This is a genomic window from Streptomyces bugieae, from assembly GCF_036352915.1.
Classification (GTDB): Bacteria; Actinomycetota; Actinomycetes; order Streptomycetales; family Streptomycetaceae; genus Streptomyces; species Streptomyces endophytica.
On the sequence record NZ_JAZBJP010000063.1, the window covers coordinates 1 to 23,015 of the forward strand.

Genomic DNA, 23,015 nt, shown 5'->3' on the forward strand with positions numbered 1-23,015 from the left:
GGTGACGGGCCTCCGGGGCCGGTTGTGTGGACTGCTGACGCTTTACGTCCACACAACCGGCCCCTCCGGCCCGTCCCCTCCCGTGAGAGGGGAAGAAAACGATGGTGGGGGTGCACGTAATGCCCACCCGCGCGCAGCCAAGAGACAACGCTCGCCCCCGACCAGCTCAGTAACTCCCACTCACGGGAGGGGCTGGACCGGAGGACGAAGTCTGGAGGGCCGGCACCGCACCCGACACACAAACGCCCGCCGCCAGGCGCAACGGCGAGACGACCCGCGGCGGGACAGACGGGTACGTGCGGGGCGCCGCAAAGCGCGCAACGGCGACCAAGACCCGCGGCGAGAAAGCCAGGTACGTGGGAGGCGCCGCAAAGCGCAGCGCCCCGCGGCGGGACGGCCAGGTACGTGGGGAGTTAGCTCAGTGCAACGGTTCGGCCTTCTGTCGCCGAGCGCTTCGCGGCCTCCAGGACGCGGAGGGTGGCCGCGGCCTCGGTGGCGGTGACCGGGGGGTCGCCGCCTTCGCGGAGGGCGCGGGCGATCGCGGCGTAGTAGGCGGGGTAGTCGCCCGGGAGGGTGGGGACGGGGTCGCCGCCGCCCATTCGGGGGGAGGCGCCGGCACCGAGGCGGCCCCAGCAGGCCTTCGGCTCCACGCCCCACTCCACGTCCTCGTCGCCGGGGCGCCGGCCCTCGCGGAGGGCGGCCTCCTGGGGGTCGAGGCCGTGCTTGGTGTAGCCCGCCTTGCTGCCCAGCACCCGGAAGCGGGGGCCCAGCAGGGCGGCGGTGGCGCTCACCCAGAGGTGTGAGCGGACGCCGTTGGCGTGGGTGAGGGCGAGGAAGGTGTCGTCGTCGGCCTCGGCGCCGGGGCGGCGGACGTCGGACTCGGCGTAGACGGAGACGACCGGGCCGAAGAGGGTCAGCGCCTGGTCGGCGAGGTGGCTGCCGAGGTCGTAGAGGAGACCGCCGATCTCGGCGGGGTCGCCGGACTCGCGCCAGCCGCCCTTGGGGGTCGGGCGCCAGCGCTCGAAGCGGGACTCGAAGCGCTGGACGTCGCCGAGGGCGCCCTCCTCGACGAGCTTGCGGACGGTGCGGAAGTCGTTGTCCCAGCGGCGGTTCTGGAAGACCGAGAGCAGCAGGCCGCGGTCGGCGGCGAGCGCGGCGAGCTTGTCGGCCTCCGCGGCCGTGGCGGCCAGCGGCTTGTCGACGACCACCGGCAGCCCGGCCTCCAACGCCGCGGTGGCGAGCGGCACATGGGTCTTGTTGGGCGACGCCACCACGATCAGGTCCAGCTCGGCGGCGCGGTCGAGGACCTCCTCGGCGGTGGGGACCGTCCGCACCTGCGGATGCTCGGCGCGGGCCTGCGCCTGCCGCTCCGGATTGCTGGTGGAGACGGTGTCGAGCAGCAGTCCATCGGTGGCCGCGATCAGCGGGGCGTGGAAGACGGAGCCGGCCAGGCCGTAGCCGAGCAGGCCGACCCGCAGGGGTGCGCCGGGGGAGCCGCCGTTCCGCTGCGGTGCGCCGATCGGGCTCTTCTCGCTCGTCTCACTCATGCCCACCACTTAAGCAACGCTGTTGCTTAAGTGCAAGCCTTGGCGGACAATGGGGGCGTGACCAGCACCGATTTCCCTTCTTTCGGCGGCGTCGCCGGTTCGGTGGGCGCCAACCTCCCCGCGCTGCGCGGGCACAACACCGCGCTGGTGCTGGGCCTGCTGCGCGCGGCCGGGGAAGCGGGGGTCAGTCGGCTGGAGCTCGCCGCGCAGACCGGGCTGACCCCGCAGGCCGTCAGCAAGATCACCGCGCGGCTGCGTACCGAGGGCCTGGCCGCCGAGGCGGGCCGCCGCGCCTCCACGGGCGGCAAACCCGCCACCGCCCTGCGGCTGGTCCCCGGCGCCCGGCATGCCGTCGGGCTGCATCTGGACCGCGACGAGCTCACCGCCGTCCGCGTCGACCTCGCCGGCCGCGCGGTCGCCGTCCGGCACGCCCCGCTCGCCCTGGCCGCCGGCGCGGAGCAGGTGCTCGGCACCGTCGAACGGGAGGTCGCGGCGCTGCTCGCCGGGGCCGCGGGGCCGCCGGTCCTGGGTGTGGGCGTGGCCTGCCCGGGCCCGCTGGACCACACGTCAGGGGTGCTGCACCGCGTCACCGGCGCCCCCGAGTGGGACGGCTTCCCGCTGCGGGACGTCCTCGCCGCGCGGTTCGGCCTGCCCGCCGTGCTCGACAAGGACACCAACGCCGCGGCGCTCGGGCTCGCGCAGGGCATGCCCGCGGGCGCGGGCTCCTTCGGCTATCTGCATCTGGGCACCGGCCTCGGCGCCGGTCTCGTCCTGGGCGGAAGCCTCTACCGTGGCCCGCGCACCGGCGCCGGCGAATTCGGCCACCAGATCGTCCAGTTGGACGGCCCGCGCTGCGGTTGCGGGCAGCGGGGCTGCATAGAGGCGCTGTGCCTGGCGGCGGTGGCCCGCGGTGATCTCCCGGGCGCCGCGCGGGCGCTGGGCGTGGGCGCGGCCAATCTCGTCGAACTCCTCGACATCGACCGGGTCCTGCTCGGCGGGCGCACCGTCCTCGACCACCCCGAGGAATTCCTCGGCGGGGTGTCCCGGGCGCTGGCCGCCCAGGCCCGCACCCGCGGCGGCCCCGGCACCCGGACCGCGGTGTCCGTGGCGCTCGCCCCCGGCGGCGCCCGGACGGTCGCCGACGGCGCGGCGGAGCTGGTCCTCGCCCCGCTCTTCGGCGGCCGGCCGCCCGTACGACAGGCCGGGCAAGGGGACTGACGGGGACCGGCGGGCGCGGACGCCGTGTTCCCCGTGGCGCGTGCCCCTACGGCGTGTGGCAGACCGCCTCGATGTTGTGGCCGTCGGGATCGCGGACGAACGCCCCGTAGTACGCCTCGTGGTACTCCGGCCACACCCGCGGCGCGTGCAGCGACTCCGCGCCGGCCGCGACCGCCGCGGCGTGGAAGGCGTCGACCGCCGCCCGGTCCGGCGCGCTGAACGCCAGATGGAGTTCGCGGCCCGGGCCCTCGTCCGTGGCCGGGACGAGCCAGAGCGTGTGGCCCGTCGTGCCGAAGCAGAGGAACTCCCCGAACTCCTTCGTCCGTACGCCGCCGAGCGGGGCGAGCACCCGGTCGTAGAAGGCGGCGCTGGTCGCCACGTCCGTCACCTGGACCGCTATGTGATCGAGCATGCGCCCAGCGTGCCACCGGCCGCGCCCGGCTGTCGCCCGGATATTCGCGGCCCGGTCCCCGGCCGGCCCGCCCCCGGGTGCGAGGATCACCGCGTGGAGTTCATGTACGGCCAGGATCCTGGCGCGCCCGTCCGGTCCGGCGTCCCCGAGCACGGGCGCATCCCCAAGTACTACGCGGCCAAGGTCGAGATCGCCGCGCTGCTCGCGGAGTTGGGCGAGGGCGAGGTGCTGCCCACCGAGCGCGAACTGGCGGCGCGGTTCGAGGTCTCGCGCGAGACGCTGCGGCAGGCCCTGCGCGAGCTCGTCCTGGAGGGGCGGCTGCGGCGGGCGGGGCGCGGCACGGTCGTCGCCGGACCCAAGCTGGAGCAGCCGCTCGCCCTCGCCAGCTACACGGAGGGCGTACGCGGCCAGGGCCGCCGCCCCGGCCGGCACCTGGTCGGCCTGGACCGCTTCCCCTGCCCGCCGGCGCTCGCCGCCGACCTGGGCCTCGAAGCGGGGGATCCGGTGTGGCACATGGAGCGGGTGCTGCTCGCCGACGACGAACGCGTCGGGCTGGAGAGCACCTACGTCGCCCTCGCCCGGGTCCCGGACCTGGCCGCCGACTTCGAGCCGGACTCGTCCTTCTACGCCTACCTCCACGACCGGCTCGGCATCGCCTTCGGGGACGCGGACGAGCGGCTGGAGACCGTACTGGCCACACCCCGCGAGGCGTTGCTGATCGGCACGCCGGGGGCGCTGCCGATGCTGCTGATCCACCGGCTGTCCCGCGACACCGGGGGCCGGCCGCTGGAGCGGGTGCGCTCGCTCTACCGGGGTGACCGGTTCTCCTTCACCACCCACCTGGGGACGCCCGCCGAACGGAACTGAGCTGGCGTCAGCGCGCCCCCCTTGGGTCGCTCTGATCACGAAATGGTAACGGGTCTAGGCCAAGCGTGATGCCCTGTTCACCGTTCCGACGCCGGACCGCCCTTCGTGGGACATCCGCCGCCAGGACCGTCTGGGCCATGCGAGTCATAGTCGTCGGAGCCGGCGTGCTGGGAACCCTGCACGCCTGGCACGCCATCGAACGGGGCCACGAGGTCCTCCACCTGGAACGGGAGGCCGAGGCCCGCGGCGCCTCGGTCCGCAACTTCGGACAGATCTGGATCAGCGGCCGGGCCGGCGGCGAGGAGCTGGCGACCGCGCTGCGCGCCCGCGAGCTGTGGGAGGGCATCGGCGCCCGCGTCCCGGCGCTCGGCTTCCGGGCCATCGGCTCGCTGACCGTCGTCAGGAACGACGTCGAGCGGGCCGTCGCCGAGGCCGCCACCCGCCGCCCGGACGCCACCGCCCGCGGCTACCGGCTGCTGGACGCCGCGGACGCGCGGGCCCTCAACCCGGCCCTGCGCGGTGAGTTCACCGGCGCGCTGTGGTGCGAGCGGGACGCGGCCGTCGAACCCCGGGTGGCCCAGCGGGCGTTGAAGGAGGAACTGCTGGCGTCCGGCCGGTACACCTACCTCGGCGGCCGGGAGGTCCGCGAAGTGGCCGGCGAACGCGCCGTACGCGACGACCACGGCGACACCCACCACGGCGACGCGGTCGTGCTGTGCACCGGCGCCTGGCTCGGCGGACTGGTCCGCGAGCTCGCCCCCGACCTGCCGGTGCGCCGGGTGCGGCTCCAGATGATGCAGACCGACCCGCTTGGCGAGCCGCTGACCACCTCCGTCGCCGACGCCGACAGCTTCCGCTACTACCCGGCCTACCGCGGCGACGCCCTGGACGCGCTCAACGCCGGCCAGGCGCAGGCCCCGACCGCCGCCGCGCACAGGATGCAGCTGCTGATGGTCCAGCGCGCCGACGGCGGACTGACCATCGGCGACACCCACGAGTACGCGACGCCGTTCGCCTTCGACACCGTCGAGGAGCCCTACGAGCACCTCACCGGCGTCGTCGAGGCGATCCTGGGCCGCCCGCTGCCCCGCATCCGCCACCGCTGGGCCGGGGTCTACGCCCAGTGCACCGACCCCGCCCGGGTCGTCCACCGCCAGCAGGTCCGCGACGGCGTCTGGCTGGTCACCGGGCCCGGCGGCCGCGGCATGACCTGCTCCCCGGCGATCGCCGAGCGGACCGCCGACGACCTGGGATGGTGAGCCCGTTGACGCAGCACACACCCGAGAACAGCAGGCCCGGGAACGGCACACCCGGGAACGGCACACCCGGGAACAGCACGCACGGGCACGGCAGGACCGAGCACGGCATCCAGCTGATCGTCCTCGACATGGCCGGCACCACCGTCGCCGACGGCGGCCTGGTCGAGCGGGCCTTCGACGCCGCCGCCCGGCACCTCGGCGTCGAGCCCGGCAGCCCCGACCACGCCGGGAAACTCGCCTACGTACGGGCCACCATGGGCGAGTCGAAGATCTCCGTCTTCCGCCACCTCTTCGGCGACGAGACCGCGGCCCGGCGCGCCAACGCCGCCTTCGAGACGGCCTACGGCGCCCTCGTCGACGACGGCCGGATCGCGCCCGTCCCCGGCGCCCGCGAGGCCATCGAGGCGCTCCGGGACGCCGGCCGCACCGTCGTGCTCACCACCGGCTTCGCCCGGGTCACCCAGGACGCCATCCTCGCCGCCCTCGGCTGGCAGGACCTCGTCCCGCTCACCCTCTGCCCGGCCGACGCCGGCGGCCGCGGCCGCCCGTACCCCGACATGGTCCTCACGGCCCTGCTGCGCACCCGCGCCACCGACTCCGTCCACCGGATCGCGGTGGCCGGCGACACCTCGTACGACATGCTCTCCGGGCTGCGGGCCGGCGCCCCCGTCGTCGCCGGGGTCCTCACCGGCGCGCACGACCGGGCGCAGCTGGAGGCCGCCGGCGCCACCCACGTCCTCGGCTCGGTCGCCGAACTGCCCGCACTGCTGGGAGTGGTGTGAGATGCCGGCCCCGACCACCCCCGCCACCCCGGCGTCCGCCCCGCCCGCCGGCCGCCGGCCGGCACCGGACCGGCCCGCCTCCGGCATCCGCTTCGACCACGTCACCGTCACCTACGGCACACACGGCGGGCAGACCGTCCTGGACTCCTTCGACCTGACCGTCGAACCGGGCGAGGTGATGGCCCTGCTCGGCCCGTCCGGCTCCGGCAAGACCACTGCCCTGCGCACGGTCGCCGGCTTCGTCCGCCCCGCCTCCGGCCGCGTCCTGATCGGCGGCCGGGAGGTCACCGGACTCCCGCCGTACAAGCGCGGCATCGGCATGGTCGTCCAGCAGTACGCGCTCTTCCCCCACATGAAGGTCGCCGAGAACGTCGCCTTCGGCCTCAAGGCACAGAAGACGCCGCGCGCCGAGATCCCCGGCCGGGTCGCCGAGGCGCTGGAGATGACCGGGATGGCCGCCTACGCCGGCCGACACCCCCGCGAACTGTCCGGCGGGCAGCAGCAGCGGGTCGCCCTCGCCCGGGCCCTGGCCATCCGCCCCGGCGTGCTGCTCCTGGACGAACCGCTGTCCGCGCTCGACGCCCGGCTCCGCTCCGGCATGCTCGCCGAACTCGCCCGACTGCACCGCGAGTTGCCCGACGTCACCATCCTCTACGTCACCCACGACCAGGTCGAGGCGCTCACCCTGGCCGACCGGATCGCCGTCCTGGACCGGGCCCGGCTGCGCGACTGCGGCACCCCGCAGGAGCTCTACCGGCGGCCGCGCACCGAGTTCACCGCCTCCTTCGTGGGCACCGCGAACCTGCTGCCGGTGACCGTGCGCGGGCCCGGCGACGGGGTCGACCTCGCGGGCCGGCCGCTGACCGTGCCGGTGCCGGACGGCCTGGCCGAGGGCGCCCGCGCCACGCTCTGCGTCCGCCCGCACCTCGTCGGCCTCGGCGACGGCCCCGGCAACACCCTGCACGGGAAGATCACCGAAGTGCAGTGGCGGGGCGCCACCCACCGCCTGTACGTGTCCGTCGACGGCCACCGCGTCATGGCCGACGTCACCGAACTCCGCACCACACCACCACTGGGCGAGCAGGTCGCACTGCACTTCGCGCCCGAGGACGCGGTGCTGATCCCGGCCGGGCTCACCGAGGACGGTGCCCGCCATGACCGGTGAGCCGTCCTTCGGAGCCCGGTCCACGGCGGCCCGGACGGGCGCGCCGGGATCCCGACCGTACCTGTGGGCCCTCCCGCCGCTCGCCGCGCTCGGCCTGGTCTTCCTCTACCCGCTCGCCCTGGTGGCCTGGCAGTCCGTCAGCCCCGAGGACGGCGGCCACTCCCTCGCCCCGTACGCCGAGGTCTTCGCCGAGACGTCGTTCGGCACCGCGCTCACCCACACCGTGCTGATCGCGGCCGGCGCCACCGCCGGCGCCCTCCTCCTCGGGCTCGCGCTCTCCCTCGTGATCGCCTTCGTCCCGTTCCCCGGCGGCCGGGCCCTGGCCCGCTTCATCGACCTCTTCCTCGCCTTCCCCTCCTTCCTCATCACCCTCGCCCTGCTCTTCCTCTACGGCACCGTCGGCATCGCCAACGGCGTCTGGACCGACCTGACCGGCGCCTCCCACGGACCCCTGGACTTCCTGCACACCCCCTGGGGCGTCCTGCTGGCCGAGGTCACCTACTTCACCCCGTTCGTGATGCGGCCGCTGCTCGCCGCCTTCTCCCAGATGGACACCGGGCAGCTGGAGGCCGCCGCCTCCCTGGGCGCCCGGCCGTGGCGGATCGTCCGCACGGTGATCCTCCCGGAGGCGCTGCCCGCGCTCGCGGCGGGCGGCGCGCTGGTCCTCGTGCTGTGCCTCAACGAATTCGGCATCGTGCTCTTCACCGGCGCCAAGGACGTGGTCACCCTCCCCGTCCTCGTCTACAGCAAGGCCCTCCTCGACGGCGACTACACCGGCGCCTGCGTCGTCGCCGTCGTCAACATCGCCCTGTCCGTCGCGCTCTACGCCCTCTACCGGGCGGTGATGCCCCGCACCACGCGCACCACGACGGCCGGTTCGCCCGGCCGCACCGCCGGCGCCCGCAATGGCGGCCGCGCCGCTCCCCGCACAGGAGGTGTGCCGCACCGTGCTGGTGTCCAGTAAGCCCGCCCGCCGGGTCCTCCACGTCCTCTTCCTCGCCCTGTTCCTGCCCCTCTTCGCACTGCCCCTGCTGGTGATCGTCGCCGCGTCCTTCGCCACGAACTGGAGCGGCGCCCTGCCGTCCGGCGCGACCCTCGCCCACTACCGCGAGCTGGCCCGGGGCGACGCCCTCACCGCCCTGCTCACCAGCCTCGGCACCGCCCTCGCCGCGAGCCTGGCCGCGCTCACCGCCGGCACCTGGGCCGCGCTGGCCGCCCAGCGGCTCGGGCGGCGCGCCCGCCGCGTCCTCGACGGCCTCTTCCTGCTGCCGCTGGCCGTCCCCTCCGTGGTGGTGGGCCTCGCCCTGCTCGTCGCGTTCTCCCGGCCGCCGCTGCTGCTCAACGGCACCCCGCAGATCGTGATCCTCGCCCACACGGTGCTGGTCACCGCCTTCGCCCACCAGTCCGTGACCGCCGCACTGGCCCGCCTCGACCCGGCCTACGAACAGAGCGCGGCCGGCCTCGGCGCCCGCCCCGGGTACGTCCTGTGGCGGGTCAAACTCCCCCTGCTGCTGCCGTCCCTCACCGCCGCCGCCGGTCTCTGCTTCGCCCTGTCCATGGGCGAGTTGAGCGCCACGATGATGCTCTACCCACCGGACTGGCTGCCGCTCCCGGTGCAGATCTTCGCCGCCACCGACCGCGGCGCCCTCTTCTCCGGCGCCGCCCTTGCCGTGGCCCTCATGGCCACCACCCTCCTCGTCCTCCTCGCCGTCTCCCGCCTCCGCACCAGGGCCGGCTACCGCTGACCGTCCCCAAGTCCCTTGCGCCACTTAGGAGTTCCCCGCCATGCCCGCTGCCGCATCCCGCCCCGTGGCCCCCCGTCCGTTCGCTCCCCGTCCGTCCGCCCTCCGTCTCCCGCTCACGCCGCTCGCCGCCGGCTGCGGCGTCCTCCTCCTCGGCGCCTCGCTCACCGCCTGCGGCGGCGCCTCGGCCGACCCCGACGCCAAGGAGATCACCGTCTACAGCGCCGACGGCCTCAAGAGCGAGCAGGGCGACGGCTTCTACGACAAGGTCTTCGCGGACTTCCGCAAGAAGACCGGCATCAAGGTCAACTACGTCGAACTCGGCTCCGGCGTCGCCGTCCAGCGCCTGGCCCGCGAACGCGCCAACACCAAGGCGGACGTCGTCGTCACCCTCCCGCCGTTCATCCAGCAGGCCGACGGCAAGGGACTGCTGGACACCTACCGCCCCAAGGGATCCGACCAGGTCGCCGCGGCCGACAAGGACCCCGCCGGCCGGTGGACCTCCGTCGTCAACAACTACTTCTGCTTCATCTACAACAAGAAGCAGCTCAAGCAGCCCCCCGCCACCTGGCAGGACCTGGCGAAGCCGGCGTTCCGGAACCGCCTCCAGTACTCCACCCCGGGCGTCGCCGGCGACGGCACCGCCGTCCTCATCAAGGCGCTGCACGACTTCGGCGGCCAGGGCCCGGCCATGAAGTTCCTCGGCACGCTCCAGGCCAACAACGTCGGCCCGTCCTCCTCCACCGGCCAGCTCGCCCCCAAGACGGACAAGGGCGAACTCCTGGTCGCCAACGGGGACGTCCAGATGAACTACGCCAACATGAAGTCGATGCCGGACCAGGGCATCTTCTTCCCCACGGCAAGGCCCGGCGCCCGGCCCACCACCTTCGCGCTCCCGTACGCCGCCGGCCTGGTCAAGAACGCCCCGCACACCGCCAACGCCGAGAAGTTCCTCGACTACCTGCTCTCGCCCGAGGTCCAGCAGGAGGTCTCCGCGGTCGGCGGCGGCTTCACCGCCCGCAAGGACATCAAGCCCACCGACGCCCACGCCAAGGCCCTCGCCGCCCTCATGAAGGACGTCGAGGTCTTCCAGCCCGACTGGAAGGACATCGACAAGAACCTGGACTCGTACGTGGACGCCTGGAAGACGGCAACCGGAAGCTGAATCCGGGGCCGGGACGGGCCGGGCCGGGAGGGGGCAGGCCGGGCCGGGACGGGGCAGGCCGGGGCGGGGCGGGGTGGGCCGGATCGGGGCGGGGTGGGCCGGGGGGCCGGCCGGGGCCGGGCCCGCCGCGCGCCGGCGGGCCCGCGTGCCGTCTCAGACCAGGTCGACGAGGTCCGCGATGGAGTCCACCACGTTGGTCGGGCGGTACGGGTAGTGATCGATGTCGCTACGGCTCGTCAGGCCCGTCAGCACCAGGAAGGTCTCCATCCCGGCCTCCAGCCCCGCCAGCACATCGGTGTCCATACGGTCGCCGATCATGGCGGAGGTCTCGGAGTGGGCACCGATGGTGTTCAACGCGCTGCGCATCATCAGCGGGTTGGGCTTCCCGACGAAGTACGGCTCCTTGCCCGTCGCCTTGGTGATCAGCGCCGCCACCGATCCGGTCGCCGGCAGGGCACCCGCGGGGGACGGGCCGGTGTTGTCGGGATTCGTGGCGATGAACCGGGCACCGTCATTGATCAGCCGGATCGCCTTGGTCAGCGCCTCGAACGAATACGTCCGCGTCTCGCCCAGGATCACGAAATCCGGGTTCAGGTCCGTCATGACGTAACCGGCGTCGTGCAGCGCGGTGGTCAGCCCCGCCTCGCCGATGACGTACGCCGTACCGCCCGGGTGCTGGTTGTCCAGGAACGTGGCGGTCGCCAGAGCGGAAGTCCAGATGTTCTCGGCCGGCACCTCGAGCCCGATCCGGTTCAGCCGGGCGTGCAGATCGCGCGCGGTGTAGATGGAATTGTTGGTGAGCACCAGGAAGGGCCGGCCGGAATCGCGCAGCTTCTTGATGAAGCGATCGGCACCGGGCACGGGGACGCCTTCGTGCATCAGGACGCCGTCCATGTCGGTGAGCCAGGATTCGATGGGCTTACGCTCGGTCATGGTCCTACCGTACGAGCAGCTCCGGCCGGTGCGCCATCACGGGGACGGGACCGGGAGAAGGCGGGGAGAGGGCGGGGAGAAGACCGGGAGGGGCCCGGTAAAGCGCCGGCGGAGCGCCGGCGGAGCGCCGGCGGAGCGCCGGCGGAGCGCCGGCGGAGGGTCGGGAAGAGGCCGGTGGGCGGCTGGTGGGCAGCCGGTGGGGTGCTGTGGCTGGCCCTAGGGAGCGCTGCGGCTGGCCCCAGGAGGGCGCTGCCGCTGGCCCCAGGGGGGCGCTGTGGCTGGCCCCAGGGGGGCGGTCGAACGGATCCCGTACGGGCCGCGAACCCCCCCGGGGGCCACAACGGGGCGGGGGCGAGGGATATTCCCAGCGGCGGCCGGCTCGCCCTTCAGGAGTGGCCGGCCAGTGGGTGACCCGCCAAGAGGCGACCCGCCACTCGAACGGCGCAGCTTCGGGCCGCACCGGATGCGGGCGGGCCCGTGGGGGCGGACCTTCAAAGGCATCGGAGGTTCACCATGGGCTCACCGCAACTCGCTCTCTGCGCCGCGGTCGCGGCCGCGGCGGTGACGATGGCGCCGGCGTACGCGTCGAACCCGTACGGCGCCCGGACCGACACGGTCTCCGTCACCCGCCCGCCGGCCGTCCACGGCGGCACGCACCCCGCGCCCGCCCGGCTAGCGGCCACCGTGTCCGGGCCGGTACCGCTCCGCCCGGCCCTGCACGCCGCCCCGCGCCGCGAGCTGAGCAGCACCTCGGCCGTCGGCCTGGTGTTGGCCGGCGGCGCGATCCTGGTCATCGCGGGGCAGCTGCTGCGGCTCCGGCTGCGTCTTCGCCGCGAACGGCAGGGCGAGGCGGATGAAGGCTGAGGAGGAGGAACCTCGGGCAGACGAGGGACCCCGGGCGGACGAGAGGCCCCGGGCGGACGAGGGGCCCCCGACGGACGAGAGGCGCCGGACGGACGAGAGGCCCCAGGCAGACGAGGGACCCTGGGCCGCCAGCCATGGCCGTCCCGGACAGCTGCTGGCCGGAGTGGCCTGGGCGGTCCTGCTGCTGGGACTGTGGCTGTGGGGCCGCGACCTGGCCGACGGCGTGGCCGCCCCGCTCACCACGACCGGCGATGTCGCCGCCGTCGGCCGCCCGTTGGGCCGCCAGGCACCCCCGCACGCCCACGCCCCGGTCCCGGCCCCCGCCGCCGTCCGACCGAGCCGGCTGCGCATCGGCGCACTGGGGATGTCCGACGTGGCGATCCGCTGGTACGCCCGGGGGCCGCAACCGGGCGAGGCGGGCACGGCGCTGCTCAACCTGTGGGGCGGGAGTGGTGGCGGGAACTACGTGATCGGCGGCCAGGACGCCATGACCGGTGGCTGGGGCGACGTGGCCGGTGGCCGGGAGGGCCTGACCGGGGCCCGCCGTCCGTCGCTCAGCGGTCTCACGCCGGGGGAGCGGGTCGACGTCGTGCGCTCCGACGGGAGTACGGTCCGATTCACCGTCGAGGACGTCCAGCTCCACGACCGGGCCCACTTCGACGCCCGTACGGCCCACGCCGCACACGCCGCCGGCCGCTCCGAACTCCGGCTGGCCGGAGAGGCCCCCGACGGCAGGAACGTGGTGGTGGTCTCGGCCTACCTGACGGGCTATCAGTCGGCTGGCGCACCCAGCCACTGACGCGCTACGCCACTGCCTACGCCGTGCCTACGCCTGGCCGCGGTAGGGGCCTGTGGACAGGTTGTCCACAGGCCCCCTGCGGCAGGGTTGCGGTGTGCCACGATGGCTTCGGCCGGCAGTCATTTGCCGGTCTTGTACCGGTCTCACGCCGACGTTTCCAACCGTCCCAACCGCCTCAACCACCCCAACCGCTCCGACCATTCCACCCATTCCACCTATTCCATCCGTTCCATCTGTTCTGTCCGTCCTGCCTGATCCAACTGTTCTGTCAGTTCCCTGCGTTCCGTGCTCCGAGGGGGGAGTGGATGTACGGCAAACTGCGGCGGTCCGCCGCGAAAGGGGTGGCGCCGCTGGCGGCGGTGATGCTGCTGCTCACGGGCTGCTCGTCGTCCGGAAGCGGCGGCGGCGACAGCGGCGGCGGCGACGCCTCCGTGCCCGGCAGACCCGGCCAGCGCCCCCGGTCCGTGACGCCGTACTGGGTCAACCCGGACAGTACGGCCGCCCGCCAGGTATCCGCGTACGGCAAGGAAGGCAAGACCGGCGACGCCCGGCTGGTCGACCGGATCGCCAGGCAGCCGGTCGCCGAATGGATAGGCGTCGACAACCCGCAGGGCCAGGCCCGCGGCTTCACCGAAGCGGCCGACCGGGCCGGCCGTGAGGCGCTGCTGGTCCTCTACAACATCCCGCACCGCGACTGCGGCCGCTACTCCCGCGGCGGCGCCGCCGACGGCAACGCGTACCGCGCCTGGCTGGACGGCGTCGTCAAGGGCATCGGCGACCGCGCCACCACGGTCGTCCTGGAGCCGGACGCGCTGCCGCACCTCGCGGACGGATGCACCCCGGCGCAGTTCCAGGAGGAGCGCTACGCCCTGCTGACGGAGGCGGTCGGCAAGCTCAAGGCACTGCCGCACACCACGGTCTATCTGGACGCCGGCAACCCGCACTGGATCAAGGACCCGGCCCGGATGGCCGAGCCCCTCAAGCGGGCCGGTATCGACCGCGCCGACGGCTTCGCGCTGAACGTCTCCAACTACCAGACCACGAAGGAGAACACCGCATACGGCACACGCCTCTCCGCCCTCGTCGGCGGCAAGCACTTCGTCATCGACACCAGCCGCAACGGCAACGGCCCGGCCCCGGGCGGCGACGACCGGGAGAGCTGGTGCAACCCACCCGGCCGCGCCCTGGGCACTCCACCCACCACCCGGACCGGCGACCCCCTGATATCCGGCTACCTCTGGATCAAGCGCCCCGGGGAGTCGGACGGCACCTGCAAGGGCGGCCCGAAGGCGGGCGACTGGTGGCCGGCCTACGCCCTCGAACTGGCCCGCAACGCCCGCTGACACCGTCGCCGGGTCGAGCCGGAGACCGTGTGAACGAGGCCTGCCGGCCGGGACCCCGGCTCAACTCGACCTCCCGGCTCAACTCGACTTCCCGGCTCAACTCGGCTTCCCGACGTAACTCGACTCCTCGGGTCCGGCTCAACTCCTCCGGTCGGGCGCAACTCCACCCGCCCGGCTCGACTCCCTCCGATTGGGCGCAACTCCGCCCGCCCGGCTCGACTCCCTCCGATTGGGGGCTCAACTCCGCCCCCCGACCCGGCTCAACTCCCTCCCGCCGGAGGGACCTTCACCCACACCGCCTTCGACGGGGTGCCCGCCTGGTCGACCGCGTTCAGCATGTACCACCCGGGCGGCACCAGCGACGGGTCCGACGGCAGCGTCACCGTCACCCCGTCGCCGCCCTTGGCCACGCGGAAGTCCAGTGCGACCGACCGCTGTTCGACGTTGGTGACATGGGTGAACGACCCGGGGCGGATCAGCCGCATCTTCCTGATCGCCGAGGCGTGCGGGGCACGGTAGGTGGCCGTACCGCCGAGCCGGACCGTCAGGGGAGCGCGACCGGTGTCCACCAGCCGGGGGCGCGAGGACCGGAAGAGGTACGGCGGGGTGTAGAGGTCGATCTGCTGCTGGAAGACGCCCGGCCGGGTGTTGTCCTTGTCGCCGTAGAGGGAGTCGGAGCCGAAGGTCATCACCCGGCCGTCCGGCAGCAGCAGCGCGCCGGAGTGGTAGTTGCGGCCCACCAGCGGGTCGGCCACCGGCCGGGCGGTGTCGGCGGCCGGGTCGTACAGCTCCGCCTTGAGGACATTGGAGTCGCTGCGCCCCCGGTAGTCACCGGAGCCGTTGGTGGTGAGCACGGTGTCGTCCGGCAGGATCACGCTGCTCGGGTAGCGGGCCTTGGCGTACAGCCGGGGCCCGTCCCGGAAGCGCGGCGCGGGGTCGTGCAGGTCGACGATCCGGGTTCGGTCCGTGGACCGCGGGTCCTCGCCGACCCCGCCGCCGCCCAGCACCATGTACCGCTGGTCCTGGGCGGGCGGCAGCAGCACCGACATCGACGTCTCCAGCAGGTCCGGGTCGCTCATCCCGGGCACCGGCCGGAAGGAGTTCGACCGCAGGTCCCAGATCCCCGGCGTACGGCCGACGTTGTCGGGGCCGTAGCCGGCGTTGGAGCCCGTGTAGAAGACCCGGCCCCGGTCGGTGAGGAAGAGCGCCGGATAGGTGGGGAAGAAGCGCCGCTGCGGCAGGTAGTGCCACGTTTTCGTGGCCGGGTCGTAGATCTCCTGCTTGCCGGGGACGACCTGCCCGATCTCGTCCAGTCCGGAGACGGACAGCACCGTGCCGTCCTGGAGCGTGGTCAGCGTCGGGTACCAGCGGGCCTCGTTCATCGGGTCGACGCGGAGGTAGCGCTCGGCCACCGGGTCGAACTCGAAGGCGTCCTTGATGCCCTGGAAGTCCTTCTTGTCGAAGGAGAGCTTCTGTGCGATGCCGTAGAAGTTGCGGGCATCGGCGCCGGTCAGGCCGTGGATCCGGTAGTTGTCCTGGGCGCCGGTGGCGTACTTCCGGCCGTCCTTGAGGGCCTCGACGTAGATCCGCGCCTCGCTGTGGGTCACGGTCACCCGGCCGGTCACCGGGTCCTTGGTCTTCTTCGCCCGCGGCACCACCACCGGGTCCTTGGAGGCGAAGGTCTTGCCGTTCTCCCGGCCGGTGAAGCGCGTGCCCGCCGGAAACGTCCGGGGCGCGTCCGGATCCTCGTTGTAGACGATCATGAGTCCGCCGGCCTTCTTCACGTCCCCCTTCAGCTTCTCGTAGCGCTGGGTGCCGCCCGCCACCAGGAGCTTGCCGTCCGGCAGTTGGGTGTGCCCGGAGCAGAAGAGGTCCTTGGGCGTCGGGATGTTGGTGAAGGTGTTCTTCACGGGGTCCCACAGGACCGTGCGGAACGACTTGGCGCGGAAGTTCGCGGCGTTGTTGCCGGAGCCGGCGACCAGCAGCACCTTGCCGGTGTGCAGCAGGGCTGCGTGGATGGTGTTGATGCGGTACGCGGCGGGGACGTCGACGACCTCCCAGTGGCCGTTCGCCGCCTTGTACCCGGGCTGATTGATCTTGTACTGGTGGTACTCCTCCGAGGCGAAGCCGTAGAGAACCGGCCCGTTCACCCCGGCCAGCGCGAGCACCACCGCCGTCGCGATCGTCAATCGGCGCAGGCGACGGCTCGGACGGTACTTCATGTGTGACGTCCCCCAAGAGCGGTCTGCAAGGTCTCATCGGTCTGCCGGGATTCCTCGGACTGCAGGGTCTGCGGGGTTTCCTCGGTCTGCTGGGCGAGTGCGGGGCGCGCGGCCTCGCTCCGCGCGCCGACAGGGGATGTCGCCTCGCCCTGCCGCCGCTGCCGCGTTTCCCCGCGGACGGACAGTCGCCAGGCGACGATCGGCGCGATCGCGATCAGCATCGCCAGCACCGCCCAGACGATCATCGCCGGATGGCTGTGCCCCAGGACGAACGAGGCGCCCAGCGACGCCCCGAAGACGACCAGGAAGAACAGGTGCACCCGGAACGTCCCGAACAGCGTGTCCGGGCTCGACGAATCACCCTTCGGCGTCACCACGAACCGGCTCCTGCGGCGCAGCATCGCATCGCACAGCGCCCGCGCGTAGATCGGTGCCGACAGAGCCGACATCACCATCCCGGCGACCCCGCCCGACCCCTCCGGCTCGTGTGGCGAGACGTTGTGCCGCCGGTTCCAGACGTACAGCCCGATCTGCAGCGCCGACGCGTTGCCGTACAGCATCAGCCAGACGGTCGGATCGATGTTGACGCCCGAGGCGCCCAACCCCAGGAACAGCGAACAACTCAACGCCGCAAGCAGCCAGTTCAGCGCCGACATCGGATAGAAGATGACCATCAGGGTGTAGTTGAAGAGCCGTCCCGGCGACAGGGTGAACGGCGCCTTCCAGAACTGCTTGAGGATCGTCTCGTACGTCCCGCGTGACCAGCGCAGCTGCTGGGTGAAGAAGTCCGTCCAGGCGGTGGGCCCCTCACCGACGGCGAGCACGTCCGGCGTGTAGACCGACTTCCACTTCCGGCCCGTCCGCGGATTGCGGTGGCGGTGCATCTCGAAACCGGTCGCCATGTCCTCGGTGATCGAGTCGTACAGCCCGCCGATCTGCCGCAACGCACTGATCCGTACGGCGTTGGAGGTGCCGACGAACATCGGTGCGCCGTAGCGGTTCCCGGCCCGCTGGATCAGCGCGTGGAAGAGGAACTGCTGTGATTCGGCGGCCTTGGTGACGAAGCTGTCGTAGTTCCCGTACACCTGCGGGCCGATGACGAACCCGACGTCCGGATCGCGGAAGAAGCCCAGCATCCGCTCCAGATAGTTGGGCAGCGGCACGTGGTCGGTGTCGACGGAGGCGAAGAAATCGTAGTCGTCGCCGTGCGCCTGCAGCCAGGCGTTGTAGTTGCCGTGCTTGGTTCTGGCGCGATGCGGCCCCTTGGCCTGATTCCACTCCGGGATGCCCTTACGGGTGAAGTGCCGCACCCCCAGCCGCCGGCAGACCTCCTTGACCTCGGGGTCGTCCCCCTCGTCCAGCAGCCAGACGTGCACCGGACCGTGGTGCCGCACCCGGACCGCCGCCTGCAGCGTCCTCGTCACCATGGCCAGCGGTTCCTTGCCGGGCACGAAGGACGTGAGGAAGGCGACCCGGGTGCCGCTCTCGGGCACGACCGGCACGGGGTCGCGGGCGACGAGCGTGGCGTGCGCGTTGGAGAGCACGTTCATGCAGCGGAAGAACTCGATCAGCCCGATCGAAACCAGCATCACGGAGTCCAGCGCCGGCAGGAAGGCGTGCGCCGGGTAGTCACGATGCGTCCAGTGCCCGGGCTGCAGCAGCCACGTCAGCAGCCCCAGTGAGAGCAGCGGCGCGGCCCCGAGCAGCAACGCCGCACGCACCCGGTGCGGCTCCCCGGCGAGCAGCGACCGATAACGCACCCGGTACGGGCGCCCCGGCTCGGGCAGGGTGAGCGGCCCGGCCAGCCGGCTGTAGTGCTCGTAGTCATAACGCGGCAACGCCTCCTGCGGGCTGCGCCGTTGCTGCCGCTGTTGCCGCTGGCGCCGTCCTTGCTGCCGTTCTTGCTGCCGTACTCGCTGCCGTTCTTGCTGCCGCTCCGGTTGCCGCTCCGGTTCCCTGTGGTGCCTCTGTGGCGAGTGCTGCCGCCGCAGGCGGGGGCGGGCTGTGATGGGGGGCGGTGGGGGAATGGGGGGTGAGGGGTGCGGAGGCGCGTGGCGTGAAGGCACGTTGTGCGGGGGCGCGTTGTGCGAAGGCGCGTGGCGTGAAGGCACGTTGTGCGAAGGCGCGTTGTACGAAGGTGCGTTGCGTGAAGGTGCGTTGTGTGGCGGTACGCCCTGTGGAGGCGAGTCGTACGGCGCCGGCATCGGCGTCGGACTCGGCGTCGGCCTCGGACTCGGCGTCGGCATCGGCGTCGGCGTTGGCGTCGGATCGTGGGCCGGTGGCTCGTCATCGTATGAAAGCGGATTGTCCGGGTCCGGACCGCGCGAATGCTGCGGCCGGACGTCGTCAGGCGGCGACGTCATGAGTCCATCCCCCCGCACGCAGCCCACGCTGCGTGCCATATCTGCCGATGGCCCGGTTGTTCCTCGGTCCCCCTCGACCGACTCGGGCTCGTTGGTGTCGGGCCGCCGCGCCGGCGGGCGGCGGCGGCCGTTTCCGGCCGTGTGACGGGCGCCCCCGGCCGCTCTTCCGAGCAACGGGTTCCCCGGCGTCCACATCACGCCAGCCGACGTATCCCTTTGTCCCCAACTCCCTTGAACCCAGCCACTTTTCGGTCGAGTTCCCAGGTCAGGGTCCCGAACCGGATCCCTTGATCACAAGACGGTCCGAGGGGGATACGGACAAGGCTGTGCCGTGCGGGACGGTGTATGACGGAGCGCGCTCGCCCGAGCCCGTAACCGCCCGAAAATGCCCACTTGGCGCGCCCTTTTGGCGGGGTGGCCGATACGCCCCTGCTTGGCGAGTGGCAGACCTACGCGGCCGCCCCGTTGCCCACCACGTCTCGGCCCTGCCGTGACCGTATTCTCACCGTCGCCGCCCACGTCCCGGTCCGGCCGGATCACCACACGGCGTGCGTACGACCTGGCACTCGACGGGGCGCGCACGCCGCCTTCGGAGGCACCCGCCCGAGCCGGCGCACGGGAGGAGAGCAGTGGCGTACGACCCGAGGACCGTGTCGTACGGAGGGAGGAGCGCGGTCCGCAAAAGGACGACTGCGGCGCGCCGGACGCAACGGGCTGTCGCGCCACGTCCCCGCTCCGACCGGGGGAGGGGAGGGGAAGGGGAGAGCCCGGTGGCCAGAGCCAGAGCAAGAGCAAGAGCCAGGACCGGGGCCGGGGACCGAGGCCGGGACCGGGGCCGGGACCGGGGCGAAGGCTGAGGTCAGCGGGGCGAAACCCGCTCGCGCCGCGCGCTTGGGCTCTCAGGGCAAGGTGCCCGCCGACTTCATGGCCGGCGAGGGTCGGCACCTTCCCGGACACATCCCCGGGGCCAGGGTCGAGGTCGACGGGATCGCCGCGGCCCGCCCGCCCGCGCCCCTCCCGCTCGCCGCCGGCCGTCGGCCGCGTCTGCTGGAGCTGGGCAGCCACTGGCCGCGCGCGGTGCCGGTCGGCGTACTGCCACTGCTCGGCATGATCCTCTCGGGGCCGCCGTGGGGGGGACTGCTCCTCCCGATGGACGGCGCATGGCGGGCCTGGACCGCCCTGACAGGCGCCCTCGCCCCGCTCGTCCTCTGGATGCCCCCCCGAACGCGTCACTCCCACCCTCGGAGCAGGCCCCGACGAGACAGGCCGCGCATTCCGGAGGGAGGGGCCAGGAGCGAAGATCACCCCGACCGCGTGCCCCGGTAGTCCAGCCTGCAGCCCAAGGCCCAAGGCCCACGGCCCATGACCCAATGCCCACAAACCCGCGACCCAAGGCCCACAGCCCGCAGACCGGCGGAAAGCCGGAGCCTCCGCCCCCCGCACAACCGAGGACATGACCGAGGGCATGACCGGGGGCATGACCCGAGGGCACAACCGACGACGTGGATGGCTAAGCGCATGACTGAGGCCCCCCGCCATTGGCGAGGGGCCTCAGTCCTACAGTGCGCCGCCAGGGACTCGAACCCCGGACCCGCTGATTAAGAGTCAGCTGCTCTAACCAACTGAGCTAGCGGCGCCTGCTGACGTGAAGAACTCTACACGACCTCGGGCGGTGCTCCGTACCCCGGACGGCCCAGCTCACGCACCCCACGGGTGTGATCCCGGCCACTCAGGCCTGCGCGCACCCGTCCCCCAGCTCCTCCCCCTGGCCTTCATCCCCCACCACCCACCCCACCACCCTGCCCCGTTCCTCCCTCGGCGACCTCCACCACCCCCTACCGCACCAATCCCACCCACCCCACGGGTCGAAAGTCCCCTGATCTTGGGACCTTCGACTACCGAACAGCCCGAATTGCTTTGTGAAGATCGAGTTCATCGACCCCGCGGCCGTAGCGCAGCATTTGCCCCGTCAACATGCGATGTGTCCTATCGATTGAGAGGCTGCAGCCAAGAGCCGGGGCGAACGGATCGAGCACGCGAAGAGGGAGGCGGCCATGGCGTCCGTCACTCCTCCTTCGTCTCCCGCAACCCCACCCTCCACAGCAACGTCTGCCAGGACGCGCGCCCCGGACCGGGCACCCGGGACTCGCCCCTCTGTCGGAAAGGTTGATCGTCGTGGTGTCGACAGCCAAACGCACCCTCGAGATGCGGCTCCTCCTCGGACCGGACGAAGCAGTTCCGGTCGCCGGCCGGTTCAGCTACCGCAGCGACCGCCCGTACGAGGTCGAGGTGGCCTTCATCAGCCGCGGCCGCACGGTCGCCACCTGGCTGTTCGCCCGTGACCTGCTGCTGGTCGGGCTGTACGACGAGGCCGGTGAGGGCGACGTACGGGTGTGGCCGTTCCGTCGGCCGGGCGAGCAGCGTCGGGTGCACATCGAGCTGGCCACCGACGACAGCGTCTGTGAGCTGACGGTGCGCGCCACGGAACTCACCGCCTGGCTGGAGCAGACCGCGGCGATCGTCCCACCCGGCGACGAGAGCGACTATCTCGACATGGACATGCACCTGGCCCGGCTGCTCACGGGGAAAAGCTAGGGAGGGCTGAAAGGCTGATGGGGGAGACGACGATCAGGACCACGACGGCGGCAACGGGTACGGCCACGGCGGCGGCAACGGGAACGGCCACCGCGAGGGCGAGCGCTGACGCGGGGACGCCGGCAGCGGCCCGGACAGATGCCGTCGCGGGGGCGAGAGCAGCGGTGGGGACGGATGCAGCTGCTGGGACGAGGGCAGCGGCCGCGGCTGCGACGGTGCCGGCGGCGACTCCTGGTGCGGCAGAGACAGGAGCGGCTCTGAGGGCAGCTGGGACAGGGGCGACTCCTGGTGCGGCCAAGGCCGGAACGACTCGGAGCGCAATTGCTGGGACGGGAGTGACACCCGGGCGGGCCGAGGCGCCAGCGGCGACCCCCATACCGGCAGTGCCCGCCAACTCAACCGGACGCGGCGCGGGCATATCCGCCACCGCCGCTGCCGACAACGATGCCGCTACCGCTACCGCTACCGCTACCGCTACCGCTACCGCTACCGCTACCGCTACCGCTACCGCTACCGCTACCGCTGCCGACGCCACCAGCACTGACCCCCGCCCCGTACCGGCCGCACGGCGCGGTACGGAAGCGGACCCGTCGACCGGCGGCACCGGCTGCGCCGGTGGCCAGGCCCAGCAAAGCGCGGGCCACGACCCCCGCGTACACGGCTTCCTGCCCGAGCGGCCACCGGTCCGTTCCATGATCGGAACGTGGAGCCGGCTGGACGCCATGGCGCGTGCCGCCGCGACCGCACCCGACCGCGAGACCGCCGTCGCCCTCGTCGAACGCGCCCATCGCGACGAGGAGTTGTCCGCCCTGCGGCAGCGGGTATCCCGTCTCTCGCCGCGCAATGCGGAGGCCGCGGCCATGCGCATCGCCGTGATCGCGGTGGCGTGCGGCTGGTGCGGGCTGGACCCGCAGGCACCGGCCGCACGCGAGGTCGCCGACGAGGCGTTCCTCGAACTGTGGGCGGCCATCGCGCATCGCATCGACCACGACCAGTTCGTCGCCCTGCCGACCCTCGCCCTCCACAACTGGGCCCCCGAACGCAAGCCCCGCCGCCACATCCCCATCGACCAACTGGCCCGCACCGAACAGCTCGTGCCCATCGTGCGCTGGGCCCCCGAAGGGCAACCGCTCAGCCGCCTGGACCGGCTGATGCTCGCCGCCACCCGCCTGGAGGCCCACGGGATCTGGCTGCTGCGGCTCGCCGAGACCCTCGCGGGCCGTTCGCCCGACGACTCCTCCACGCCGACGGCCCTCCGCCGCCTGGTCCGGGTCCAGCACGCGCTGCGCGCTCAACTCCATGCCGAGGCAGCGCAACTGGCGGCCGCGCCGGCCACTCCGCAGCAGCGCGCGGTACTCGGTGCGCTCGTCGAACAGGGTGCCCTGGAGCCGCCCGTACTCCAGGCCGCCGAGGCGGTACTCGGCATCGGCAGCCGCCGTATGGGCGAGGGCCGCCGCCAACTCCTGCGCCGCCACCTCCCGGCCCAGCACCGCGCCTGGCTCAGCGCGATGGACCGGCACTGCGCACCCGTACGCACCCTCGCCCACCGAGGCGGCCCCGACGCCGCCGTCTACCGCGAGGCCCAGGAATCCCTCATCGCCCTACGCCGCACCTACACCGCCCTGGTCCACACCGCCGCCCGCCCCACCACCCCCCTCCCCACAGCCGCCTAACAGCCCTTCCTCCAAGCCGCCCCGCCCCTCACCCCGCGCCTGCTGGCCGCCGCCCCCCGCCACCGC

At 72.8% G+C, this 23,015-nt stretch carries 18 protein-coding genes and 1 tRNA gene; 13 read left to right on the forward strand and 6 right to left on the reverse strand.

Annotation, left to right across the window (positions count from 1 at the left end; all coding sequences use genetic code 11):
- Positions 1-413: 413 nt before the first annotated feature.
- Positions 414-1,547 (reverse strand): Gfo/Idh/MocA family oxidoreductase, encoded by a 1,134-nt coding sequence (locus V2J85_RS39360; protein ID WP_261951244.1) that lies wholly within the window; start codon positions 1,545-1,547, stop codon positions 414-416.
- Positions 1,548-1,604: 57 nt separating this feature from the next.
- Between V2J85_RS39360 and V2J85_RS39365 the strand changes: the two genes are divergently transcribed.
- On the forward strand, positions 1,605-2,765 hold the full coding sequence (locus V2J85_RS39365) for an ROK family transcriptional regulator (RefSeq protein ID WP_330824271.1): 1,161 nt from the start codon (positions 1,605-1,607) through the stop codon (positions 2,763-2,765).
- Between the two features lie 46 nt (positions 2,766-2,811).
- Here V2J85_RS39365 and V2J85_RS39370 read toward each other — a convergent pair whose 3' ends face one another.
- Positions 2,812-3,177 (reverse strand): VOC family protein, encoded by a 366-nt coding sequence (locus V2J85_RS39370; protein ID WP_261951246.1) that lies wholly within the window; start codon positions 3,175-3,177, stop codon positions 2,812-2,814.
- Between the two features lie 102 nt (positions 3,178-3,279).
- On the opposite strand from V2J85_RS39370, the gene V2J85_RS39375 reads away from it, so the two are divergent.
- The 7 genes from V2J85_RS39375 to V2J85_RS39405 all read left to right on the forward strand — a co-directional run bounded on the left by V2J85_RS39375 (position 3,280) and on the right by V2J85_RS39405 (position 10,157).
- Positions 3,280-4,044 carry a GntR family transcriptional regulator gene (locus tag V2J85_RS39375; RefSeq protein ID WP_419836881.1) on the forward strand — a complete coding sequence of 255 codons (765 nt, stop codon included), beginning with the start codon at positions 3,280-3,282 and terminating at the stop codon, positions 4,042-4,044.
- Positions 4,045-4,181: 137 nt separating this feature from the next.
- Complete coding sequence (locus V2J85_RS39380; protein ID WP_330824273.1) at positions 4,182-5,303, forward strand: TIGR03364 family FAD-dependent oxidoreductase; 1,122 nt, start codon at positions 4,182-4,184, stop codon at positions 5,301-5,303.
- A gap of 128 nt (positions 5,304-5,431) precedes the next feature.
- A complete protein-coding gene (locus tag V2J85_RS39385; protein WP_261957111.1) occupies positions 5,432-6,085 on the forward strand; it encodes an HAD family hydrolase in 654 nt (217 codons plus the stop codon).
- Between the two features lies 1 nt (position 6,086).
- Entirely contained in the window at positions 6,087-7,250 is a 1,164-nt protein-coding gene (locus V2J85_RS39390) for an ABC transporter ATP-binding protein (protein ID WP_330824274.1), read from the forward strand.
- Positions 7,240-8,214: a 2-aminoethylphosphonate ABC transporter permease subunit gene (locus V2J85_RS39395; RefSeq protein ID WP_330824275.1), complete on the forward strand. Its 975-nt coding sequence runs from the start codon at positions 7,240-7,242 to the stop codon at positions 8,212-8,214. The genes V2J85_RS39390 and V2J85_RS39395 overlap by 11 nt, the downstream gene beginning before the upstream one ends.
- The gene (locus V2J85_RS39400; RefSeq protein WP_261951251.1) at positions 8,198-8,995 is read left to right on the forward strand and encodes an ABC transporter permease; all 798 of its coding nucleotides are present in this window, start codon (positions 8,198-8,200) and stop codon (positions 8,993-8,995) included. Before V2J85_RS39395 ends, V2J85_RS39400 begins: the two co-directional genes overlap by 17 nt.
- Before the next feature lie 40 nt (positions 8,996-9,035).
- Positions 9,036-10,157, forward strand: a complete 1,122-nt coding sequence (locus tag V2J85_RS39405) for a 2-aminoethylphosphonate ABC transporter substrate-binding protein (RefSeq protein ID WP_330824276.1) — start codon at positions 9,036-9,038, stop codon at positions 10,155-10,157.
- A gap of 153 nt (positions 10,158-10,310) precedes the next feature.
- Here the strand turns inward: V2J85_RS39405 and V2J85_RS39410 are convergent, their stop codons facing one another.
- On the reverse strand, positions 10,311-11,090 hold the full coding sequence (locus V2J85_RS39410; protein ID WP_261951253.1) for an HAD-IIA family hydrolase: 780 nt from the start codon (positions 11,088-11,090) through the stop codon (positions 10,311-10,313).
- A gap of 513 nt (positions 11,091-11,603) precedes the next feature.
- Between V2J85_RS39410 and V2J85_RS39415 the strand changes: the two genes are divergently transcribed.
- The 3 genes from V2J85_RS39415 to V2J85_RS39425 all read left to right on the forward strand — a co-directional run bounded on the left by V2J85_RS39415 (position 11,604) and on the right by V2J85_RS39425 (position 14,096).
- A complete protein-coding gene (locus tag V2J85_RS39415) occupies positions 11,604-11,954 on the forward strand; it encodes a hypothetical protein (RefSeq protein WP_330824277.1) in 351 nt (116 codons plus the stop codon).
- A 163-nt stretch (positions 11,955-12,117) separates the two neighbouring features.
- Complete coding sequence (locus V2J85_RS39420; protein ID WP_330824278.1) at positions 12,118-12,753, forward strand: class F sortase; 636 nt, start codon at positions 12,118-12,120, stop codon at positions 12,751-12,753.
- 305 nt (positions 12,754-13,058) lie between these two features.
- Positions 13,059-14,096, forward strand: a complete 1,038-nt coding sequence (locus V2J85_RS39425) for a glycoside hydrolase family 6 protein (RefSeq protein WP_261951256.1) — start codon at positions 13,059-13,061, stop codon at positions 14,094-14,096.
- 260 nt (positions 14,097-14,356) lie between these two features.
- Here the strand turns inward: V2J85_RS39425 and glxA are convergent, their stop codons facing one another.
- From glxA to V2J85_RS39440, 3 genes are all read right to left on the reverse strand, one after another.
- Positions 14,357-16,318 (reverse strand): radical copper oxidase GlxA, encoded by a 1,962-nt coding sequence (glxA, locus tag V2J85_RS39430; protein ID WP_330824279.1) that lies wholly within the window; start codon positions 16,316-16,318, stop codon positions 14,357-14,359.
- Complete coding sequence (locus V2J85_RS39435) at positions 16,315-18,156, reverse strand: glycosyltransferase family 2 protein (protein WP_330824280.1); 1,842 nt, start codon at positions 18,154-18,156, stop codon at positions 16,315-16,317. Before V2J85_RS39435 ends, glxA begins: the two co-directional genes overlap by 4 nt.
- A 2,088-nt stretch (positions 18,157-20,244) precedes the next feature.
- Positions 20,245-20,318 (reverse strand) — tRNA-Lys (locus V2J85_RS39440).
- A 538-nt stretch (positions 20,319-20,856) separates the two neighbouring features.
- On the opposite strand from V2J85_RS39440, the gene V2J85_RS39445 reads away from it, so the two are divergent.
- Positions 20,857-21,276 (forward strand): SsgA family sporulation/cell division regulator, encoded by a 420-nt coding sequence (locus V2J85_RS39445; RefSeq protein ID WP_261951259.1) that lies wholly within the window; start codon positions 20,857-20,859, stop codon positions 21,274-21,276.
- Between the two features lie 692 nt (positions 21,277-21,968).
- Positions 21,969-22,949 (forward strand): hypothetical protein, encoded by a 981-nt coding sequence (locus V2J85_RS39450; RefSeq protein WP_330824281.1) that lies wholly within the window; start codon positions 21,969-21,971, stop codon positions 22,947-22,949.
- Positions 22,950-23,015: the final 66 nt, after the last annotated feature.

Excerpts from the sequence above, each read along its gene's own strand:
- V2J85_RS39395 (WP_330824275.1), top strand. The coding sequence starts at position 7,240 with ATGACCGGTGAGCCGTCCTTCGGAGCCCGGTCCACGGCGGCCCGGACG.
- V2J85_RS39360 (WP_261951244.1), bottom strand. The coding sequence starts at position 1,547 with ATGAGTGAGACGAGCGAGAAGAGCCCGATCGGCGCACCGCAGCGGAAC.
- V2J85_RS39370 (WP_261951246.1), bottom strand. The coding sequence starts at position 3,177 with ATGCTCGATCACATAGCGGTCCAGGTGACGGACGTGGCGACCAGCGCC.
- V2J85_RS39380 (WP_330824273.1), top strand. The coding sequence starts at position 4,182 with ATGCGAGTCATAGTCGTCGGAGCCGGCGTGCTGGGAACCCTGCACGCC.
- V2J85_RS39405 (WP_330824276.1), top strand. The coding sequence starts at position 9,036 with ATGCCCGCTGCCGCATCCCGCCCCGTGGCCCCCCGTCCGTTCGCTCCC.
- glxA (WP_330824279.1), bottom strand. The coding sequence starts at position 16,318 with ATGAAGTACCGTCCGAGCCGTCGCCTGCGCCGATTGACGATCGCGACG.
- V2J85_RS39415 (WP_330824277.1), top strand. The coding sequence starts at position 11,604 with ATGGGCTCACCGCAACTCGCTCTCTGCGCCGCGGTCGCGGCCGCGGCG.
- V2J85_RS39390 (WP_330824274.1), top strand. The coding sequence starts at position 6,087 with ATGCCGGCCCCGACCACCCCCGCCACCCCGGCGTCCGCCCCGCCCGCC.
- V2J85_RS39410 (WP_261951253.1), bottom strand. The coding sequence starts at position 11,090 with ATGACCGAGCGTAAGCCCATCGAATCCTGGCTCACCGACATGGACGGC.
- V2J85_RS39450 (WP_330824281.1), top strand. The coding sequence starts at position 21,969 with ATGATCGGAACGTGGAGCCGGCTGGACGCCATGGCGCGTGCCGCCGCG.
- V2J85_RS39385 (WP_261957111.1), top strand. The coding sequence starts at position 5,432 with ATGGCCGGCACCACCGTCGCCGACGGCGGCCTGGTCGAGCGGGCCTTC.
- V2J85_RS39425 (WP_261951256.1), top strand. The coding sequence starts at position 13,059 with ATGTACGGCAAACTGCGGCGGTCCGCCGCGAAAGGGGTGGCGCCGCTG.
- V2J85_RS39375 (WP_419836881.1), top strand. The coding sequence starts at position 3,280 with ATGTACGGCCAGGATCCTGGCGCGCCCGTCCGGTCCGGCGTCCCCGAG.